General features: G+C 65.4%; 19 protein-coding genes. 11 read left to right on the top strand and 8 right to left on the bottom strand.

Annotated elements, in window-relative coordinates; genetic code table 11:
• Nucleotides 1-128 precede the first annotated feature (128 nt).
• The 3 genes from QM672_RS03065 to QM672_RS03055 form a co-directional block, all read right to left on the bottom strand.
• Nucleotides 129-1,427, bottom strand: a complete 1,299-nt coding sequence (locus QM672_RS03065) for an aspartate aminotransferase family protein (RefSeq protein WP_415080575.1) — start codon at nucleotides 1,425-1,427, stop codon at nucleotides 129-131.
• On the bottom strand, nucleotides 1,424-2,491 hold the full coding sequence (locus tag QM672_RS03060) for a phosphotransferase (RefSeq protein WP_415080574.1): 1,068 nt from the start codon (nucleotides 2,489-2,491) through the stop codon (nucleotides 1,424-1,426). Before QM672_RS03060 ends, QM672_RS03065 begins: the two co-directional genes overlap by 4 nt.
• Nucleotides 2,492-2,849: 358 nt before the next feature.
• Nucleotides 2,850-3,395 carry a cupin domain-containing protein gene (locus QM672_RS03055; RefSeq protein ID WP_311943128.1) on the bottom strand — a complete coding sequence of 182 codons (546 nt, stop codon included), beginning with the start codon at nucleotides 3,393-3,395 and terminating at the stop codon, nucleotides 2,850-2,852.
• Nucleotides 3,396-3,520: 125 nt separating this feature from the next.
• Here QM672_RS03055 and hisD point away from each other — a divergent pair, with 125 nt between their 5' ends.
• From hisD to QM672_RS03025, 6 genes are all read left to right on the top strand, one after another.
• Nucleotides 3,521-4,822: a histidinol dehydrogenase gene (hisD, locus tag QM672_RS03050; RefSeq protein WP_415080573.1), complete on the top strand. Its 1,302-nt coding sequence runs from the start codon at nucleotides 3,521-3,523 to the stop codon at nucleotides 4,820-4,822.
• A gap of 168 nt (nucleotides 4,823-4,990) precedes the next feature.
• Complete coding sequence (locus QM672_RS03045) at nucleotides 4,991-6,040, top strand: ABC transporter substrate-binding protein (RefSeq protein ID WP_149251732.1); 1,050 nt, start codon at nucleotides 4,991-4,993, stop codon at nucleotides 6,038-6,040.
• A 229-nt stretch (nucleotides 6,041-6,269) separates the two neighbouring features.
• The gene (locus QM672_RS03040) at nucleotides 6,270-7,334 is read left to right on the top strand and encodes an ABC transporter ATP-binding protein (protein WP_415080572.1); all 1,065 of its coding nucleotides are present in this window, start codon (nucleotides 6,270-6,272) and stop codon (nucleotides 7,332-7,334) included.
• Nucleotides 7,331-8,506: an ABC transporter permease gene (locus QM672_RS03035; protein WP_415080571.1), complete on the top strand. Its 1,176-nt coding sequence runs from the start codon at nucleotides 7,331-7,333 to the stop codon at nucleotides 8,504-8,506. Before QM672_RS03040 ends, QM672_RS03035 begins: the two co-directional genes overlap by 4 nt.
• Nucleotides 8,503-9,330, top strand: coding sequence for an ABC transporter permease (locus QM672_RS03030; RefSeq protein ID WP_415080570.1), 828 nt, complete (start codon nucleotides 8,503-8,505; stop codon nucleotides 9,328-9,330). Before QM672_RS03035 ends, QM672_RS03030 begins: the two co-directional genes overlap by 4 nt.
• Before the next feature lie 465 nt (nucleotides 9,331-9,795).
• Nucleotides 9,796-10,242, top strand: coding sequence for an NUDIX hydrolase (locus tag QM672_RS03025; RefSeq protein ID WP_311943140.1), 447 nt, complete (start codon nucleotides 9,796-9,798; stop codon nucleotides 10,240-10,242).
• 47 nt (nucleotides 10,243-10,289) lie between these two features.
• On the opposite strand, the gene QM672_RS03020 is transcribed toward QM672_RS03025, so the two are convergent.
• Nucleotides 10,290-11,192 carry a LysR family transcriptional regulator gene (locus QM672_RS03020; protein WP_367626631.1) on the bottom strand — a complete coding sequence of 301 codons (903 nt, stop codon included), beginning with the start codon at nucleotides 11,190-11,192 and terminating at the stop codon, nucleotides 10,290-10,292.
• Between the two features lie 140 nt (nucleotides 11,193-11,332).
• Here QM672_RS03020 and QM672_RS03015 point away from each other — a divergent pair, with 140 nt between their 5' ends.
• Nucleotides 11,333-12,784 (top strand): MFS transporter, encoded by a 1,452-nt coding sequence (locus QM672_RS03015; RefSeq protein ID WP_415080569.1) that lies wholly within the window; start codon nucleotides 11,333-11,335, stop codon nucleotides 12,782-12,784.
• A gap of 72 nt (nucleotides 12,785-12,856) precedes the next feature.
• On the opposite strand, the gene QM672_RS03010 is transcribed toward QM672_RS03015, so the two are convergent.
• Complete coding sequence (locus tag QM672_RS03010; RefSeq protein ID WP_367626633.1) at nucleotides 12,857-13,270, bottom strand: VOC family protein; 414 nt, start codon at nucleotides 13,268-13,270, stop codon at nucleotides 12,857-12,859.
• Between the two features lie 107 nt (nucleotides 13,271-13,377).
• Here QM672_RS03010 and QM672_RS03005 point away from each other — a divergent pair, with 107 nt between their 5' ends.
• Complete coding sequence (locus tag QM672_RS03005; RefSeq protein WP_367626634.1) at nucleotides 13,378-13,860, top strand: MarR family winged helix-turn-helix transcriptional regulator; 483 nt, start codon at nucleotides 13,378-13,380, stop codon at nucleotides 13,858-13,860.
• A 40-nt stretch (nucleotides 13,861-13,900) separates the two neighbouring features.
• Here QM672_RS03005 and QM672_RS03000 read toward each other — a convergent pair whose 3' ends face one another.
• Together QM672_RS03000 and QM672_RS02995 are read right to left on the bottom strand one after the other, a co-directional pair.
• Complete coding sequence (locus QM672_RS03000; RefSeq protein ID WP_311943150.1) at nucleotides 13,901-14,479, bottom strand: DUF1993 domain-containing protein; 579 nt, start codon at nucleotides 14,477-14,479, stop codon at nucleotides 13,901-13,903.
• Nucleotides 14,480-14,663: 184 nt separating this feature from the next.
• Nucleotides 14,664-15,680 (bottom strand): polyprenyl synthetase family protein, encoded by a 1,017-nt coding sequence (locus tag QM672_RS02995; protein WP_311943153.1) that lies wholly within the window; start codon nucleotides 15,678-15,680, stop codon nucleotides 14,664-14,666.
• A gap of 114 nt (nucleotides 15,681-15,794) precedes the next feature.
• On the opposite strand from QM672_RS02995, the gene QM672_RS02990 reads away from it, so the two are divergent.
• Complete coding sequence (locus QM672_RS02990; protein ID WP_311943155.1) at nucleotides 15,795-16,019, top strand: DUF2007 domain-containing protein; 225 nt, start codon at nucleotides 15,795-15,797, stop codon at nucleotides 16,017-16,019.
• Nucleotides 16,016-16,792 carry a tRNA1(Val) (adenine(37)-N6)-methyltransferase gene (locus tag QM672_RS02985; protein ID WP_415080568.1) on the top strand — a complete coding sequence of 259 codons (777 nt, stop codon included), beginning with the start codon at nucleotides 16,016-16,018 and terminating at the stop codon, nucleotides 16,790-16,792. The genes QM672_RS02990 and QM672_RS02985 overlap by 4 nt, the downstream gene beginning before the upstream one ends.
• 164 nt (nucleotides 16,793-16,956) lie before the next feature.
• On the opposite strand, the gene QM672_RS02980 is transcribed toward QM672_RS02985, so the two are convergent.
• Complete coding sequence (locus tag QM672_RS02980) at nucleotides 16,957-17,715, bottom strand: helix-turn-helix transcriptional regulator (RefSeq protein ID WP_367627065.1); 759 nt, start codon at nucleotides 17,713-17,715, stop codon at nucleotides 16,957-16,959.
• Nucleotides 17,716-17,932: 217 nt separating this feature from the next.
• Between QM672_RS02980 and QM672_RS02975 the strand changes: the two genes are divergently transcribed.
• Nucleotides 17,933-19,021: an ABC transporter ATP-binding protein gene (locus QM672_RS02975; RefSeq protein ID WP_311943162.1), complete on the top strand. Its 1,089-nt coding sequence runs from the start codon at nucleotides 17,933-17,935 to the stop codon at nucleotides 19,019-19,021.
• Nucleotides 19,022-19,068: the final 47 nt, after the last annotated feature.

Raw genomic sequence — 19,068 nt, 5'->3', positions numbered from 1 at the left:
GATGAGGGGTGTTGCAGAATACTATGCAGGGAGAAGTCTCTCCCCTCATCCCCCTGCCGGGACTCTAGTCAACTCAAGGGAGTTGACGACACCCGCAAGGGGAGAAGGGGCCATATCTTGCTGGGTCCCTACAGGTCCGCCAGCGTCGCCTTCAATCGCTCGATCAGCAGGGCCGCATTCTCATGCGAGAACACCATGGGCGGGCGGATCTTCAGGCTGTGCCCCTGCCGGCCGGTGGCCGAGATCAGCACCTGGCGCTCACGCAGGCCATTGACGATGGCGGCAGCCGCGGCCGCATCCGGGGCGCCCTTGGCATCGACGATGTCGGCGCCGATGAACAGGCCGGCACCACGCACCTCGCCGATACGGCCATCGTGCCTGCCGAGATCCTCCAGGCCACCCTTGAGCGCCGCGCCGACATCGCGAGCATTGGCGATCAAGCCTTCGTCCTCGATGACGTCGAGCACCGCCATGCCCACAGCGCAGGAGACCGGATTGCCGCCGAAGGTGTTGAAATAGCGCACCTCGCGGCCGAAAGCCTCCAGATGCTCGGGCCTCGCGGCCATGGCCGCCATCGGATGGCCATCGCCCATCGGCTTGCCCATGGTGACGAGATCGGGAACCAGGCCATGCCGGGCAAAGCCCCACATGCCGGCACCGGTGCGGCCAAAGCCGGGCTGGACCTCGTCGGCGATGAACAGGCCGCCGGCGGCACGGATGGCCTCCACCGCCGGGCGCAGGAAGCCCGGCGGGTCGGCGAAGACGCCGTCGCTGGAGAAGATGGTGTCGACCAGCAGCGCCGAAGGGCGGATGCCGTTCGCCCCCATGTCGGCGATCGCCGCCTTCACGCCTTGCGCAAAGGCTTCGCCGCTTGTATCGGCGGAGGTGGGTGCGGGCACCACCCGCACCGTCTCGGCGATCGGGGCCCCCGCGCCCAGCGAGGGCGACATGTGGGCGAGCACGTCGGTTACGCCATGATAGGCGTTCTCGGTGACGATGACGCCCGTGCCGCCGGTCACGGCCTTGGCGACGCGCAGGGCCAGGTCGTTGGCCTCGCTGCCGGTGCAGGTGAACATGATGTTGGCGATCTCGGCCGGCATGGTCGCGACCAGCCGCTCGGCATAATCGAGGATGCCGTCGGTGACGTAGCGCGTATGGGTGTTGAGCACCCCGGCCTGGCGCGCCAGCGCCGCCACCACATGCGGGTGGCAATGGCCGACGCTGGCGACATTGTTGTAGGCGTCGAGATAGGCGGTGTCATCTGGCCCGTAGAGCCAGACCCCCTCGCCCCTGACCACATGCACCGGATGGGCATAGAACAGCCGATAGGCCGGGCCGAGCACGCGCCGCCGACGCTCGATCAGGGCTGCCTCCTCGGCGGCGAAGCCGGCCGTGTTGCTGGGATCGAAGGCATTGACCATCGTCATGGGAGGCGATCCTTGCTCAAATAAAGGTGGAATTCGTCCGCCGCCTGGGCTGGCGAGAGCGAGCGCGCAGCCGCCAATCCCGCCCAGGCCCGGCCGGCATTGCGCAGGATGTAGTCGCGGTTCTCGGGCTCCAGCGTGCAGCGCCACGCCGTAATGATGGCCGTCAACGTCATGCGTCCCTGGATGAGGTCGAACAGGCAGGCGATCTCCTCGTCCGCGAGGGGCAGGACGCGGTTGTAGCCGGCGACGAACTCCTTGACCGGCTCCAGGAACCCTGCGCCCTCTCCGATGTGATAGGAGGCCGACACGCCCACCTCGTTGATCAGCGGGGCCCGCACCATGTCGCCGAAATCGATGATGCCGGCGAGTTGGTCCAACGCGCCGTCACTCCCCGGCCCGACCAGGATATTGGAGGGGTTGAAGTCGTTGTGGATCACCTGAGTGCGGAGCCCAGCGGTCAGGGGCAATGTATGGGTCTCCAGCCGATCCAGCACGGCGATGACGAGGCCACGGCGATCCTCATCCTCGATATGCACGACCAGCGGCCGCAGGCTGGGGGCGTGGGTGAGGTCCCACAACAGATCGGTCGGACTGCCGGCATGCTCGAAGCCATCGAGGGCGCGATCGAGCCGGGCCAGGCCCGCACCGAGATTGCGACGAAGCGTGGGGCCGCGTTCGAGCTTGGCCAGCGGCGTGCCGGGTAGATAGGTCAGCACGCGCACCAGGCGCGGCTGCTGGTCCGGTTCGCGCAGCCAGAAATAGGCTTCGCCCGCTTGCGTGCGCACCACCCGCGGTACCGGCAGGTCGGCGTCGCCTCGCGCGATGTGCAGCAGAGCCTCCGTCTGGAAATCGGTCACCGACACGTCTTCGGCCGGATTGACGATCTTGAGGAGAAACTCGCGCCCGTCGTGCGCATGAAGGCGGAAATTGCTGTCCCGCTCCCCGATCAGCGGAAAGGCCTCGACGTCGAGGCCGTAGTGATCGCGGATGATGGCCTCGGCACGCGTCTTGGAAACAGGCGGAGCCGGCGTGGAGAGAACGGTCGATGTCTGCTGAAGCGCCATGGGACCCTCCCTCTCCCATCCCTCAGGCGGCAACGCAACCCCCGGCTGGCGGGAGAGCCAGCGCAATGGTCGGTAAATCGACCAAAGCACCTGTCGTCGACGTCGCGCTGCCCCTCACCTTACCTCTCCCCGTAAGAACGGGGCGAGGAGGCACAAGCGTTGTGCTTGATTCTCGAGTTTTCATCTCGCCCAACCGTCGCGCGAGATGAAAAGCTTCCTGCCTATAACTCGACGTCAAAGCCCCCTGCCCCGTTCTTACGGGGAGAGGTAAGGTGAGGGGCAGCATTGTCCTACGTATTTATGCACTACTCCATCAACCCTTCCCGGCCTGCCCGAAACATCTTGAAAAGGGTGGGCCCTAATAGGTCGGCGGCGTGATCGCGCTGACGATCTCGCTGCGTCCGTCCGCGATGTTGCGGAAACGGTGCGGCAGGCGGCTGTCGAAGTAGTAGCCGTCACCGGGGTGGAGCACCTCGACCTTGCCGTCGACGGTGATCTCGATGGCGCCGCTCAGCACCATGCCGCCTTCCTGCGCCGAATGGGCATAGGCTTCGCCTGAATCGGCACCGGGCGCGTAGGTCTCGTGCAGCAGCAGCATGGACTTGTTGGGATAATCGAGGCCGATGACGCGATGGGAGATCGCATCCGGCTGCCCGATCTCGGTCAGGTCACCAGCCCGGTAGAAGGGGCTCTGCGGCAGCGCGGATTTGAGGTCGATGAAGAAGCCCGGCAGCGTGGTGCCGAGCGCGTCGAGCACCGCGCGCAGCGTGTCGAGCGAAGGACTGATCAGGTCCCGCTCGATCAGCGAGACCGAGGAATGCGACACGCCCGAGCGCAGGGCGACCTCCCTGACGCTGAGCTTGCGCCGGTGGCGCAATTCGCGCAGCTTGTCTCCGATCTTCATCGTTGCTCTCCTGGCTTCGCACCATTCACATGGTGAATATATTGAACAGACCCGTCCGGGGCAATTGCACCGAGCGCTTGCGGCGGCAAGTCTTTCGGCATCTCATTCGATCGAAAAGGCCAGCAATGCTCGACCCCGCCATTCAAGCCCGCATCACCTCCATCAAGGCACCGGGACGCAGCGCCCTGACCGACAATGGCCCCGTGGAAGCGACCGTGAAGCAGGTCATCGACGAGGTGCGCAAGCGCGGCGATGCGGCGCTGCGCGACTATTCACGCGAATTCGACAAAATTGATGTCGAGCACTTCGAGGTGAGCGCCGCCGAGCGCCAGGCGGCCGTGGATGCCCTCGATCCGCAGATCCGCGCCGATACCGAATTCGCCATCGAGCGGGTGCGCGCTTTTGCTGAAGCCCAGCGCGCCACGCTGCTGCCCCTGGAGATCGAGGCCCTGCCCGGCCTGCATCTCGGCCACCGCATCATCCCGATCGCCCGCGTCGGCGCTTATGTGCCGGGCGGGCGCTATCCGCTGCTGTCGGCGCCGGTGATGACCATCGTGCCCGCCAAGGTCGCCGGCTGCGACGAGGTGATCGCCTGCCTGCCGCCCGGCGCCCACCAGGCCATGATCGCCGGCTGCCACCTCTCCGGCGCCGACCGCATCTTCCGGCTCGGCGGTGCCCAGGCCATCGCCGCCATGGCCTATGGCACCGAAAGTATCCCGGCCGTCGACAAGATCTTCGGGCCCGGCAATGCCTTCGTCAACGAGGCCAAGCGCCAGGTCTTCGGCCTGGTCGGCATCGACCAGCTCGCCGGCCCCAGCGAGATCTTCGTGGTGGCCGACGACACGGGGGACGCGGTCACCATCGCCGTCGATCTCCTGGCGCAGGCCGAGCACGACGTGCGCACCCGCGTCGGCCTGATCACCACCGACAGGGCTTTGGCCGAAGCGACCCTGGCCGAGGTCGAGCGCCAACTCGCCAATCTGCCCACCGCCAATGTCGCCGGCCCGGCCTGGCGCGACTATGGCGAGATCGTCGTGTGCGAGGACGAGGCGGCCATGCTGGCCTATTCGGACTTCATCGCCGCCGAGCACCTGCAGGTCCATACGCGCGATGCCCACGCCACCGCGGCCAGGCTGCGCAATTACGGTTCGCTGTTCATCGGCGTCTCGGCCAGCGTGGTCTATTCGGACAAGTGCTGCGGCACCAACCACACCTTGCCCACCATGGGCGCGGGGCGCTACACAGGAGGCCTGTGGGTCGGATCCTACCTCAAGACCTGTACCCATCAGTGGCTGGACGATCGCGGCATCGCCGCCGTCGCCCCGCCGGCCATCCGGCAGAGCGCCAGCGAGGGGCTGGAAGGCCATCGCCGGGCGGCAGCCCTGCGCCTTTCTCCCAAGCAGCTGTTTGCGGAGATCGGCGTCTAATTTTTTCACCGGACGCGGGCGCCGCCATTGCCATTGGCGGCCTCGCAGGTTCCGATGCGACAATCCCATGCGGCGGCGAGCCGCGTGCAACGGAAGAGACGGGTCCTTTCCCAAAGGAAAGAGACACCGCGACGCAAACCAGAGACCGAACCAGTGGGGAAGACCGCTATGCGCTTCAGACACCTCCTTCTTGCCTCCGGCATTGCCTTGGGTACCGCCCTTGCCGGCGTCGCCAGCGCCTCGGCGCGCGACCTGACCGTGGTATCCTGGGGCGGGAACTACCAGGACGCCCAGCGCAAGATCTATTTCAAGCCCTTCTCCGAGAAGACCGGCAAGCCGGTGCTCGATGAGGCCTGGGACGGCGGCATCGGCGTGCTGCAGGCCAAGGTCAAGGCCGGCACGCCCAATTGGGACGCCGTGCAGGTCGAGGCCGAGGAACTGGCGATCGGCTGTGCAGACGGCATCTACGAGCCGCTCGACTGGAACAAACTGGGCGGCAAGGACAAGTTCATCGACAGCGCCGTCAGCGATTGCGGCGTGGGCGCCATCGTCTGGTCGACCCAGCTCGCCTATGACAGCGACAAGCTGAAGGAAGCGCCGAAATCCTGGGCCGATTTCTGGGACACCAAGAAGTTCCCGGGCAAGCGCGCGCTACGCCGCGGCCCGAAATATGCCCTCGAATTCGCGCTGATGGCCGATGGTGTCGCCCCCAAGGACGTCTACACCGTGCTGCGCACGCCCGAAGGTGTCGACCGCGCCTTCAAGAAGCTCGGCGAGATCAAGGGCGACATGGTCTGGTGGGAATCGGGGGCCCAGCCGCTCCAGCTCCTGAAGTCGGGCCAGGTGGTGATGACCTCGGCCTATAATGGCCGCATCACCGGCATCAACAAGACCGAAGGCACGCATTTCAAGGGCGTGTGGCCGGGCTCGATCTATGCCGTCGACAGCTGGGTCATCCTCAAGGGCAGCCCGAACAAGGATGCGGCGATGGATTTCATCGCCTTCGCCAGCCTGCCGGAGAACCAGTCCAAGCTGCCGCAGGACATCGCCTACGGCCTGCCGAGCAAGGCTGCCGCCGCCGCGGTGCCTGCCGACCTTGCCGTCGACCTGCCGACCTCGCCGGCCAACATGACGGATTCGGTTTCCATCGACACCGAATTCTGGAACGACAACATCGAGGACCTGACCAAGCGCTTCAACGCCTGGCTGGGGCAATAGCCGTCCGACGGCATTCTCCCGCCCCAAATACCGACCTTTGTCATTGCCGGGGCTTGACCCGGCAATCCAGGATCGCTTTCAAGGTTGAGGCGAGGCACTGGATGCCCGGGTCGAGCCCGGGCATGACAAGGCTGCGTTAATGCCGGCTGGGTTGTGTCTCGATGTCCGCCCGGGCATCGCTCATTCCAACGTCCCAAGGCCCGCACCTGGAAGGAGCTTTTCGGATCCGATGGACTCGTTCATTCACTTCGACGGTGTCAGCAAATCCTTCGGCACGATGAAGGTGGTCGACAATCTCGACTTCCATGTCGGCCAGGGCGAATTCGTCAGCCTGCTCGGCCCTTCCGGGTCCGGCAAGACCACCCTCCTGATGATGCTGGCCGGCTTCGAGGCACCCAGCAGCGGCGCCCTGCTCGTCGACGGCACGCGGGTGGAGACCCTGCCCTCCTACAAGCGCAACATGGGCGTGGTCTTCCAGAACTACGCCCTGTTTCCGCACATGACCATTGCCGAGAACGTCGCCTTCCCGCTCAAGATGCGCGGGATCGGCCGGGCCGAGCGCGACGCCCGGGTGACCAGGGCGCTCGACCTGGTCCGCCTCGGCCATCTCAAGGACCGCAGGCCTTCCCAGCTTTCGGGCGGCCAGCAGCAGCGCATCGCCCTCTCGCGCGCCCTCGTCTACGAGCCCAAGGTCGTGCTGATGGACGAGCCGCTCAGCGCTCTCGACAAGCAGTTGCGTGAGCACATGCAGCTCGAGATCCGCGAGCTCCACCGCAAACTTGGCCTCACCGTGATCTTCGTCACGCATGACCAGGGCGAGGCCCTGACCATGTCGGACCGGGTCGCCGTGCTCAATCTCGGCAAGATCGAGCAGCTCGACACGCCCTCCGGCCTCTATGACCGCCCGCGCACGCGCTTCGTCGCCGAGTTCATCGGCGAGACCAACCTGCTCGACGGCACCCTGAAGTCCTGCTCGGACGGCCTCGCCACCGTCGAGTTGGCCCTGGGGCCGACTGTCTCCTGCCGCACAGAACTCTCGCCCAAGCCGAGTGCACCGGTGCTGGTCTCCGTGCGGCCCGAAAGGCTGCATCTGAGCGACGCGCCGGCCCTGGCCAATACGCTGCCTGTTCGCGTCGAGGACGACGTCTATCACGGCGATCACGTCCGCCTGCATCTCAAGAGCGGCGAGCGACGCCTGGTGGCCAAGGCCGACCGGCGCGAGGCGAGCCGCCCCATCGGCTCCGATGCCCATGTCGGTTTCGCGCCCGACGACTGCACGCTGGTCCTGCCATGACGGCGGCCCCGCGGCTCAAGGCCGCTCTCCTGGTGCTGCCCCTCATCGCCTTCCTCGGCATCTTCTTCCTCTGGCCGCTCGGCATGATGATCGTCACCTCCGTGCAGGGTGGCACCGTTCGGCACGCCTTCCCGCAGACGGCCGAGGCGATCGCCGGCTGGCAGGGCGAAGGCCTGCCGCCGCCCGAGGTCCAGGCCGCGCTCGCCAAGGATCTGAGGACGGTCATCCCCCAGGAGCAGTTCGGCGATGCCGTGCGCGCCCTCAACAGCCAGCAGGCAGGCTTCCGCACGCTGCTGCCCAAGACCGCGACCGCCATCCGCAACGCGCCCGAGAACAGCCCGCCTGCCCTCGCCACCATCGATCCCCGCTGGAACCAGCCCGCCTTCTGGCTGGCGCTGAGGCGCTCGATGCCGGCCTATACGGACGCCAACCTGCTGGCCGCCGTCGATCTCAAGCGGGCCGATGACGGCAGTATCGCCAATGTGCCGCCGGATATGGCCGTGAACCGCATGATCATGCTGCGGACCTTCATGATCGCCCTGCAGGTCACGCTGCTCTGCGTCGCCATCGGCCTGCCCTTCGCCATGCTGGCCGCCAGCGTCTCCGGCTGGAAGCGCAATCTCCTGCTGCTTGCGGTGCTGCTGCCGCTGTGGACCTCGCTCCTGGTGCGTACCGCCGCCTGGATGATCCTGCTGCAGGAGAACGGGCTGATCAACCAGACGCTGAAGGCCCTCGGCCTGATCGATGCCTCGCTGCCGCTGATCTACAACCGCACCGGCATCCTCATCGCCATGACGCATGTGCTGCTGCCCTTCATGGTGCTGCCGATCTATGCCAGCCTCGTCGCCATCCCGCGCAACCTGATGCCGGCCGCCGCCTCGCTCGGCGCCCCGCCACTGCGGGCCATGCGGCACGTCCTGCTGCCGCTGGCGATGCCGGGGGTGCTCTCGGGCTCGCTCCTCGTCTTCATGGTGGCGCTCGGCTACTACATCACCCCGGCCTTGGTCGGCGGCCCGAACGAACAGATGATCTCCTCGGTGATCGCCTTCTATGCCACCGGCACCGCCAATTGGGGCATGGCCGGGGCGCTCGGCATCTTCCTTCTGGTGCCGACCACAGTGCTCTATCTGGTCTATGGACGGCTCTCGCGCACGCCGATGGTGCAGACATGACGGGATTGGGCAAGAGCTCCTTCAACGCCCTGCGCCTTGCCTTCGGCGCCTTGATCGTGGCGTTCCTGGTCGTCCCGCTGGCGGCGATCCTGCCGCTGGCCTTCACCGACAGTGTCTTCCTGACCTACCCGATGACGGGGCCCTCGACGCGCTGGTTCGACACGCTCGCCACCAGCGACGCCTGGCAGCGCTCGATCGTCAACTCGATGATCGTGGGCACCGGCGCGACGGTGCTGTCCACCGTGGTCGGCACGCTCGCTGCCCTCGGCCTCAGGCGCAATCTGGTGCCGTTCTCGGGCATTCTGCGCTCGATCTTCCTGCTGCCCATGGTGGTGCCGGCGGTAGTGCTCGGCGTCGGCATGCAGATCCTCTATGCAAGGCTCGGCCTCGCCTCCTCCTATGCCGGCGTGATCATCGCCCATGCCGTCTTGTGCGTGCCCTTCGTGCTGGTCAACGTCTCCGGCTCGCTCGCCAGCATCGATCCGGCTCTGGAACGGGCGGCGGCGAGCCTCGGCGCTTCACCCGGCACGGTGTTCCGGGCCGTGACCTTCCCGCTCGCCTTGCCCGGCATCCTCACCGGTGCGGCCTTCGCCTTCGCCACCTCGCTCGACGAGGTGGTGATCACCCTCTTCGTCGCCGGCCCCAACCAGACCACGCTGGCACGGCAGATGTTCTCCTCGCTCAGGGAGAACATCAGCCCGGCCATCGCGGCGGCCGCCTTCCTGATCATCGTGATCACGCTGGTCCTGGCCCTTGCCGTGAAGGGCGCCGCGATCCTGGCTCTCATCGGCAAGCGCAAGCAGGTGCTGCCGGCCGAGGAGTGATGCCAGGCTGCGATCCAATCCGCGGGGGGCGGGTCTGATGACCACCCCTTTCAAGGTGTTTGGAACGAACCGAGAGAGGTTTGTAAAATAGTCCATAAATACGCTGGATGGCGCCGCCCCTCACCTTACCTCTCCCCGTAAGGACGGGGCGAGGAGGCGCAAGCGTTGTGACTGGTTCTCGGAGCATTCATCTCGCCCAACCGTCGTGCGAGATGAAAGATTTCCCGAATATGATTCGACGTCAAAGCCCCCTCGCCCCGTCCTTACGGGGAGAGGTAAGGTGAGGGGCAGCGCGACCTCGACGATCAGACCTGACTCGATCGCGTCAAACACCTTGAAAAAGGCGAGTCTGGAGACTTGCCCACCACGTGCGCCATGTCACGCCGGCATAGCGGTATTTGAGCGAGGATATCGGCAAGTCAGTCGCGTAGGAGCCTTTGCTCCAATCAAGAGCGTGAGAGTACCATGCCGAGTATCGCCATCGACATCCTGCCCAATCCGACGCGCCGCCAGGTTGCGGCCTTGCCGCTGCGCGAAAAGGACGGCCGCATCGAGGTCTGCCTGGTGACCACCCGTACCACCCATCGCTGGACCGTGCCGAAGGGCTGGCCGATCAAGGGCCGCAAGGATCATGTCGCCGCCCGCATCGAGGCCGAGCAGGAGGCCGGTGTAACCGGCAAGCCACGCAAGAAGGCGCTCGGCTCCTTCGTCTATTGGAAGCGCCTGACCGATCGCTTCGAACTGATCAAGGTGAATGTCTATCCCTTGCGCGTCACCGGCATGTTGCCGGCCTGGAAGGAACAGACCCAGCGCCGTGTGCAATGGATGGGTCTGGGCGACGCTTCCATCATCGTGGACGACCCCGGCCTCGCCAAGCTGCTGTCCGGCCTGAAGCCGGCGATGGCGCCATAAAACACCGTTCACTGGGATGCCTGCGATCCCGGAAGAAACGCGCCTACCTAGCCGGCCAGTTGCTCGGTGCAGACCTTCCGGACGCAGTCCCTCAACCAGCGATGGGCCGGATCGGCATCGAGCCGCGGGTGCCAGAGCAGAGAGATCGTGATCTCCGCCAGGGGAAACGGCAGCGGGAAGCAGAACAGGCCGGCGCGCAGGCGGCCGGTCGAACGTTCGGGCACCGTGGCGACCAGGTCGGTCGAGCGGGCCAGGGCCAGCGCTTCGGAAAAGCTGCTGACGATCGTCGCGATGTTCGGCTCGAGACCGAGGGCTTCGAGCCTGCCATCGGCCGGCCCCCTATAGAGGGCTCGGCGTGAGATCAGGACATGGCTTGCCTGTGCATAGCGGGCCGGCGTGATCGGAGCCCCGCTCAGAGGATGGCCCATCCTGACGACACCGACGAAACGATCGCGAAACAGGGCCTGCGCGCGCACTTCCGGCCCCATCGAGTCGCCGATCACACCCGTCTCCAGATCCACACTGCCGTCGCGCAGAGGCGTGCTGTCCTTGTCGGCTTTCGGCACGAAGCGCAGCGTGACCCCCGGCGCCTGTTCGCGGGCATAAGCGATGAGATCAGGTCCGAAATTCTCGACGAAACCTTCCCTGTTGCGCAGGGTGAAGGTTCTCGTGAGCTTTTTCAGGTCGAGCGCTTCCACCGGACGAAGGACGCTTTCGACCGCCTGGACGAGTTGGCCGACGTTTTCGCGCAGTTCCAAAGCCCGCGGTGTCGGTACGAGGCCGCGGCCGGCGCGAACGAGCAGCGGATCGCCGGTCGTGTCCCGCAATCGGGCCAGGGCTCGGCTCATCGCCGAGGGGCTGAGCCTGAGACGACGGGCCGCTCGAGCGACACTGCCTTCCGCCAGCAGGACGTCGAGCGTGATGAGAAGATTGAAATCGGGCAGCGTCATGGACCGATCATAGCATCCAAGGGTAATTATGGCATGGCGTTCGATGCACCAATGAAGTGCAAATGATGCGCATTCCGCCATATCAGGCACAGGCCTATCTTTCAGCGGTTCCCCCTTCGAACCGACGGAAGACGCAATCCATGCCGAAATCAGCGACGAGAGATGATGGACGGGTGCATGAAAAACCCACGCCTCCGTTCCACGGGGCCCTCGCCTGCCTCAGCCTCTGCATCCTGCTGTCCTCCCTGGGCACCAGCATCGCCAATGTCGCCTTGCCGACTTTGGCCGCGGCGTTCTCGGCCTCATTCGAGCAGGTGCAGTGGATCGTGCTGGCCTATCTGCTGGCGATGACCACCCTGGTCGTCAGCGTCGGGCGATTGGGGGACATCGTCGGGCGGCGAAGGCTGCTGCTGTCGGGTCTCTTGCTGTTTACATTGGCTTCGGCTTGCTGCGCGGTAGCGCCGACCTTCGGGCTGCTGGTCGCGGCGCGCGCTGCACAGGGCCTCGGCGCCGCCATCATGGCGGCTCTCGGCATGGCTATTATCGGCGAAGCCGTTCCGAGGGAAAGGACCGGCAGTGCCATGGGGCTGCTCGGCACGATGTCGGCCGTCGGCACCGCCCTGGGGCCATCGCTCGGAGGCCTCATGATTTCCGCCTTCGGCTGGCGGAGCATCTTTCTTCTCAATATCCCTTTGGGCCTCCTGGCCCTCTATCTTTCTCGTCGCTTCCTGCGCGAGGATGGCGGCAAATCCCGGGATGCCCGCAACAGATTCGACAGCCTCGGCACATTCCTGCTCGCCGCAACGCTCGCTGCCTACGCCCTGGCCATGACCACGGGGCGCAGCGCTCCCGCCTGGACCGGTGCGAGCCTACTGCTGGCAACCGTCATCGGCGGCGCCCTTTTCCTGCTGGTCGAGGCACGTATCAGCTCACCCCTGATCCAATTGGCCGCCTTCCGCAGCGAGGGGCTGAGCGCCAATTTGGCGACGAGCGCCCTGGTCGCCACGGTAATGATGACGACCTTCGTCGTCGGGCCATTCTACCTGTCCGGCGTCTACGCTCTCGACGAGGCTGAAATCGGCGCGGTGATGGCGATCGGCCCCGTCCTTTCCATCCTGAGCGGGGTCTTTGCCGGACGCATCGTCGATCGCCTGGGTGCGCCTCGCCTGATCCTCATCGGCCTGACCGAGATGGCGGTCGGAGCCATCGTCCTGTCTACAATGGGCCCGGCATTCGGCGTCGCGGGCTATATTGCCGGCATCGTCATCCTCACGCCGGGCTACCAGCTTTTCCAGGCCGCCAACAACACCGCCGCCATGGCCAGTATCCCAGCGGACCGGCGAGGCGTGACATCAGGCCTCGTCAATTTGTCGCGCAATCTGGGCCTGATAACGGGGGCTTCGGCCATGGGCGCCATCTTCCGTTTCGCCGCGGGAACGGGTGATATCGCCAAGGCCCCGCCGGAGGCCGTCGCCTTCGGCATGCAGGCAACATTCGGCACCGCCGCGCTCCTGATCGTGGTGGCGATCATCCTGGCTGCGGGAACGCGCATCCTGGCGGGCCGCGCCGCACATACCCAGGACGCACCCTAAATTGCTGGATGCAGGTGAAGCCCAAGCGCAAGTTTCACCCTCCCCTGGAGGGGAGGGTGATGAATTCGCTCCTCAGCCCTGCGGCGCCATCGCCGCGGGATCCATCCACACGATTTCCCAGACATTGCCGTCGGGATCCTCGACACTGCGGCTGACCATGAAGCCGTGATCCTGCGCCGGGTTGGGGTCGGCCTTTCCGCCCGCTTGCGTGGTGCGGGCCAGCGTCGCGTCCACCGCATCGCGCGTATCGACATTGAGGGCGATCAGCGCCTGGCTCCACTGGCGCGCATCGCCGATCGGGCGCTGGGTGAACTGTCCATAGCGTTCGTGGGTGAGCAGCATCACCACGATCGCGTCGGAGAGCATCACCGATTTGGTCTGCTCGTCGGAAAATTGCGGGTTCACCTCGCCGCCCAGGGCGACATAGAATGCGGTCGCGGCGGCAAGATCGCGCACCGGCAGATTCAAGAAAATCATCTTGGCCATCACTTCCTCCTTCACCGAATGGGCGAGTTGATTTATTGTCTCGCTGTGATGTTAGTAAGCACAAAGTATCTTAATGTCAAGATACTTTGTGCTAAGAGAACCTGCCGATGGACCGCGCCGACACAGCCGTCGAACAATGGGCTCGCGAGCGACCCGACCTTCCCTCCTTACCGATGGCGGTATTCGGCCGCCTGTCCGATGCCTCCGAACGGGTGCTGCGCGACCATATGAACCCGCTCTTCGCCACCGCAGGCCTGCAGCCGGGCGAGTTCGACGTGCTGGCCACGCTGAGGCGTTCGGGCGAGCCCTACATGCTGTCGCCGACCCGCCTCTACGAAGCGGCGATGATCTCCTCGGGTGGCATGACCAATCGCCTCGACCGGCTGGAGCGCGCCGGCCTGGTCGAGAGGCGTCCCGATCCCAATGACCGTCGCGGCAAGCTGATCGCCCTTACCGAGGCCGGCAAGATCGTGATCGATGAGACCATTGCGCGCCATGTTGCCAATGAGCAGCGGCTGCTGTCGGTGCTGACGCAGGCCGAGCAGGAAACCCTCGATAGCCTGCTCAGAAAGCTGATCACCGCACTTTGACGAAGGGCTCGCGCTCCCTTCGAAGCCAAGCACCTACGCTTCAACCAGGCAGCCGCTGGATCAGCGGCCTGGGTTCCGGCTGCACCTCCCGCACCAGATTGACGCCTGCTTCATATTGATGAAAGCCGTCGAAATCGCCCTTGCCGATCGGGCAGCCGGCGAGGCGGAGCAGCGAATAGGCCATGCCGAGATGAAAGAAGAAGTTCGGCAGGGCATATTGGGTGACGAAGTCCACGGCCTTGGCCTCGAACACGGCCTGGCCGGCCTTTTCCCGCACCAGCCTCGCTTCCCCGCCGGCAAAATCGCGCCGTGAGACGTTCCTCAGCCGGGCAATGGTGTTTCCCAGCAGGAGGCGGATATCTTCGATCGATTCGATCGGGCCGTCATCGAGCATGATCGGCTGCTGCAGCACCGGATTGATGGCCCGGATGGAGAAGCCGAGCGCGATGCGAACCTGCCACTTCAAGGGGAACATGTTCGGTTGCAAAGCGAGATTGAGGACCTCCGCCTGCTCCGTGCCCTGGAGCTGCAGATGCTCGGCCGTCTTGTCGAGGATCGCGTCGAGATTGGTGAGATAGCGCAGGAAAACCGGTACGGAAACGTCGAAGAGATCAGCCATGGGCTTGCTTCCTTAGAGCAAAGCGCGTTTATACGTAACCGCTGCTTTTCTCTAACTCATTGTTTCGACGCGTCTTTGCGATTCTTGGTGGTTCCGCCAAATCGCAAAACGCTTTGGACGGCCTCGAACCGTCCGCATTACGCGTGGAGAGTTCCGCATCCGGCCGGAAAGCGGCCGACCGGGCTCAGTGAGCGCGGCCGATACAGAACTCCACCACATCGACCAGGGCTGATTTCATCGGGCTGTCGGCGAAAAGCGCCAGGGCGTCCTTGGCCATGGCGCCGTAGTGGCGGGCGCGCTCGATGGTGTCTTCCAGCGTCTTGTGGCGGCGCATCAGGCCGATGGCATGCTCGAGGTCGGCCTCCGCGATCTCGCCGCGCTCCAGCGTCCGGCGCCAGAAATCGCGCTCCGCTTCGTTGCCGCGCCGGAAGGCCAGCACCACCGGCAGGGTGATCTTGCCCTCGCGGAAGTCGTCTCCGACATTCTTGCCGAGCTTGGCGTCCGAACCACCATAATCCAACGCATCGTCGACGAGCTGGAAGGCGATGCCGAGATTCATGCCGAAGGAGCGGCAGGCGGCCTGCTCGTCCTTGGGGCGCTCGGCCAGAACCGGGCCGACTTCGCAGGCGGCCGCAAAGAGCTCCGCGGTCTTGCCGCGAATCACCGCCAGATACTCGTCCTCGGTGGTCGCCGTGTTCTTGGCGGCGGCGAGCTGGGCCACTTCGCCTTCGGCGATGACGGTCGCAGCGGTCGAGAGGATATCGAGCGCCTTGAGCGAGCCGACCTCCACCATCATCTTGAAAGCCTGGCCGAGCAGGAAATCGCCAACCAGAACGCTCGCCTCATTGCCCCACAGCATGCGGGCGGCCGGCTTGCCACGCCGCATGTCGCTTTCGTCGACGACGTCGTCGTGCAAGAGCGTGGCCGTATGCATGAACTCCACCGAGGCCGCAAGCTTGACATGGCCGTCGCCCTGGTAGCGCGCGAGCTGCGCAGTCGCCAGGGTCAGAATCGGGCGCAGGCGCTTGCCTCCGGAGGAAATCAGATGGTTGGCGACTTCCGGAATCATCGTCACCTCCGATCCCGTCCGCGACAGGATGGTGGTGTTGACCCGGGCCATATCCGCCTTGGTCAGGTCGACGATCGGCTGAAGCGAGCCTTGCGACCCGGATTTGTCCTCGAATGCGACAACGACGCCCAATACATGCACTCCGTTTTGCCGGCACCATAGAAATGCGCAGCCCCGCATACAAGCTTGCTGTTGTCGCGCCAACAAGCTCGTTGCAATTGTTGCGATAATCGCAACGATTGCGGCATGGAAGAAATCGTTCGTACCAATGATCCCGTGCTGATCTCCTATATCGAGGCCTTGCTGACCGAGGCGGGCGTCGTCCATCTCGTGCTCGACACCCATATGAGCGTACTGGAAGGCTCGCTCGGCATGATCCAGCGCCGCATCCTGGTCGATACCGACCAGAGCGTGCTGGCACGCCAGCGGCTGACCGAAGCCGGCCTCGGCAAGGAGCTGCGCACGCCGTGACCAAGCCTACGACTGGGACCGCGGCCGGGACCACGCTCTCGGCCTTTCTGGGCGGCCGGCTCGAAATCGCCCAACCCGCCAGCGGTCATCGTGTCGGAACCGACGCGGCCCTGCTTTCGGCCTGCCTCTCGCCCTCTGCAGGAGAAACCGTCTACGACCTCGGCGCGGGGATCGGCGCCGCCGGCCTCGGCCTTGCCGTCCGTTGCCCGCAATGCCGCCTCGTCCTGGTCGAGATCGATCCGGCCATCGCAGCACTGGCGGTCGAGAATGCAGCACGCAACGGCCTTGCAGAACGCGTAACCACACTCGAGGCCGACGTCACGCAAAGGCCGTCGAAGGAGGGGCTCCTGCTGCCCGGCACGGCCGACCACGTCATCATGAATCCGCCTTTCCATCTTCCGGGCACGATTCGCCCGGCGCCCGACGCCTATCGTGCCGGCGCGCATGTGCACGGCCAGGCCGACGAGGAGGCCTGGATCCTCTGTGCCCTCGTCCTCCTGCGCGCCAAGGGCAGCCTCACCCTCATCCACCGGGCCGACGCCCTGCCCCGGCTTCTGGCAAGCCTCGACCGCCGCTTCGGCGACATCCGGGTCAAGCCCGTGCAGCCGCGCGTCGGCCTGCCGGCCGCCCGCCTGCTCATCCGTGCAATCAAGGGCTCGCGTGCGCCCTTCCTCCTGCTGCCGCCGCTGATCCTGCATGATGAGGACGGCGGCTTCACCGCCGAGGCGGACGCCCTGCATCGCGGCGAAGCCTCGATCGAATGGCAAGCCTAGCAGCGGGCATAACCCCAATGCAGTTCACTAAGCTCTTCGGATTTGCACGACCTTTGTCATTGCCGGGCTCGACCCGGCAATCCAGCCCCGAGCTTCTGGATAGCCGGGTCAAGCCCGGCTATGACAATTCGCAGTGTTTCCTTCTGAGATGAGCCGCATCGGACCTACCCCGTCTCGTTCAGAAGCGAGAGGAAACGGGCGAACAGGCCGGCCTGGGAATGGATGCCGAGCTTGTGGCGGATGTTGCGGCGATGGACCTTCACCGTGCCCGTCGAGATATGAAGCAGGCGGCTGATCGAATCCGACGAATGCCCCTGCAGCACCAGATTGACGATTTCTCCCTCCCGCGCCGTCAGCGACTGGCTGGCCCAGAGCCGAGCCCGGTCGAGATCGCTGCCCGGCAGCGGCAAGGTCGTCACCCGGCTGCCGGCCTCGCCGAACTCCGGCAGGTCGCGCCAATGCTGGGCACAGAGCGCGAGGACGATCGGGGCCAGGTCGCGCAGGCCGCGCACCTCCGCCGTGCCGAACGGGCCGGAGGCGGCCAGGCGCATCAGGGACCAGACCACCGAGGTCTGTTCGGGAAGCTGCACGAAGAAGCCGACCTCCTCCGCCAGCCCGGTCTGGCTGTAATAGGAGCGGAAATACTCGCTGGTGTAGAAACGGTCGGGCGCCAGCTCGCGCATGCGACGGAAGCCCTCGCATCCCCCGATCGCAGCCCGGTGGAAGGGATCGAGCAGATAGGCGCCGTCCTGGTAGAGGGCGACGAAGACATGGCTCTCGGCAGGCGAGAAGGTCTCGTACAGCATCGGCGGCCGCGCCGAACCGCGATAGGCGAACACCACGCTGTGATCGAAGCGCGCATGCAGGCCGAGCCAGGCCAGCAGGGCACGCTCGAACTCGCCCGGCCCAGCGTGGCCCGCCACTTTTATCGCCTCCGCCAGCGCCGTGGATGCCGCCAAATTATGCCTGGAGCTGCCGATTTCTACCCCCTGTGATGAACAAACATGCAGCATATACCCCCGGATAGGTATATACGAGAGGAAATCGGCTCTGCTAGCTTTCTCTTCGCCGAGGGCCGAAAAGCAAGAACGAACCGGCCAGAACGAAACGGCTCGGCACCGATCGAGGGGACAAGCGCGGATGAACGACACGACCTCGCCCGATATCGAATTTCGCGCCGTCGCCAAGCGCTACGGTGAGGTCATCGCGGTTCATGGCATCGACCTTGCCATCCCCAACGGTGCCTTTGTCGCGTTGCTCGGCCCCTCGGGCTGCGGCAAGACCACCTGCCTGCGTATGATCGGCGGCTTCGAGCAGCCGAGCAGCGGGCAGGTGTTGATCCGCGGCCAGGACATGGCCGGCACGCCCCCTTTTCGCCGCCCGGTCAACATGGTCTTCCAGCAATATGCCCTGTTTCCGCATCTGAGCGTCGGCGACAACATCGCCTATGGCCTGCGCCAGGCCCGCCCGCGCCTGGCCGGTTCGGAGATCGCCCGGCGCGTCGACGAGGCGCTCGCCATGGTGCGTCTCTCCGGCTATGGCCGCCGGCGCATCCACGAGCTCTCCGGCGGCCAGCAGCAGCGCGTCGCCCTGGCGCGTGCCCTGGTCAACAAGCCTGCCGTGCTGCTGCTCGACGAGCCACTCGCCGCGCTCGACAAGAAGCTGCGCACCGAGATGCAGCTCGAACTGCAGAATTTGCAGCGGTCCCTCGGCATCACCTTCGTGCTGGTCACCCACGACCAGGAAGAGGCGCTGTCGATGAGCGACCTCGTCTGCGTGATGAACAAGGGCCGTGTCGTCCAGACCGGGGCTCCCAGCCAGATCTATGACGATCCGGCCGATCTCTTCGTCGCCGATTTCGTCGGAAAGTCCAATTTCCTCGACGGCAAGGTCACCGCAGCAGAGGGCAAGGCGGCCAGCATCGTGCTGGCCGACGGCACTACGCTTCAGGCCCGGACCCACATGCCACTACGACCCGGCCAGGCGGCCCGCGTGAGCATCCGCCCCGAAGCTATGCGGCTGGAGACCGGTGACGGACCGAGGCTGCAGGGTACCGTGCACAACCGCATCTTTCTCGGTTCGACCGCCGAATACGCCATCGAGATCCGGGATGTCGGAACCATCCTGGTCGCGGCCGACCACCTGGCACACGGTCCCGGCCTCAAGGGGCCGGGCGATAGCGTCTCGGTCGGTTTCGCACCGGGTGCTCCACTCGCCTTCGCCGCCTGAACGACCTGAAAAGCCGCAAAAAGCGACGCTACCAGAGGGAAATGAGC

The sequence above is a fragment of the Labrys sp. (in: a-proteobacteria) genome (assembly GCF_047605565.1).
Taxonomy (GTDB): Bacteria; Pseudomonadota; Alphaproteobacteria; order Rhizobiales; family Labraceae; genus Labrys; species Labrys neptuniae.
This window is presented reverse-complemented; position numbering and strand designations above follow the sequence as displayed.

Coding starts and splice junctions, on each gene's coding strand:
- QM672_RS03055 (WP_311943128.1), bottom strand. CDS start 3,395: ATGAAGATCGGAGACAAGCTGCGCGAATTGCGCCACCGGCGCAAGCTC.
- QM672_RS03020 (WP_367626631.1), bottom strand. CDS start 11,192: ATGACGCTGCCCGATTTCAATCTTCTCATCACGCTCGACGTCCTGCTG.
- QM672_RS03040 (WP_415080572.1), top strand. CDS start 6,270: ATGGACTCGTTCATTCACTTCGACGGTGTCAGCAAATCCTTCGGCACG.
- QM672_RS03025 (WP_311943140.1), top strand. CDS start 9,796: ATGCCGAGTATCGCCATCGACATCCTGCCCAATCCGACGCGCCGCCAG.
- QM672_RS03010 (WP_367626633.1), bottom strand. CDS start 13,270: ATGGCCAAGATGATTTTCTTGAATCTGCCGGTGCGCGATCTTGCCGCC.
- QM672_RS03005 (WP_367626634.1), top strand. CDS start 13,378: ATGGACCGCGCCGACACAGCCGTCGAACAATGGGCTCGCGAGCGACCC.
- QM672_RS03035 (WP_415080571.1), top strand. CDS start 7,331: ATGACGGCGGCCCCGCGGCTCAAGGCCGCTCTCCTGGTGCTGCCCCTC.
- QM672_RS03000 (WP_311943150.1), bottom strand. CDS start 14,479: ATGGCTGATCTCTTCGACGTTTCCGTACCGGTTTTCCTGCGCTATCTC.
- QM672_RS03045 (WP_149251732.1), top strand. CDS start 4,991: ATGCGCTTCAGACACCTCCTTCTTGCCTCCGGCATTGCCTTGGGTACC.
- QM672_RS03030 (WP_415080570.1), top strand. CDS start 8,503: ATGACGGGATTGGGCAAGAGCTCCTTCAACGCCCTGCGCCTTGCCTTC.
- QM672_RS02990 (WP_311943155.1), top strand. CDS start 15,795: ATGGAAGAAATCGTTCGTACCAATGATCCCGTGCTGATCTCCTATATC.
- QM672_RS03015 (WP_415080569.1), top strand. CDS start 11,333: ATGCCGAAATCAGCGACGAGAGATGATGGACGGGTGCATGAAAAACCC.
- hisD (WP_415080573.1), top strand. CDS start 3,521: ATGCTCGACCCCGCCATTCAAGCCCGCATCACCTCCATCAAGGCACCG.
- QM672_RS03065 (WP_415080575.1), bottom strand. CDS start 1,427: ATGACGATGGTCAATGCCTTCGATCCCAGCAACACGGCCGGCTTCGCC.
- QM672_RS02975 (WP_311943162.1), top strand. CDS start 17,933: ATGAACGACACGACCTCGCCCGATATCGAATTTCGCGCCGTCGCCAAG.
- QM672_RS03060 (WP_415080574.1), bottom strand. CDS start 2,491: ATGGCGCTTCAGCAGACATCGACCGTTCTCTCCACGCCGGCTCCGCCT.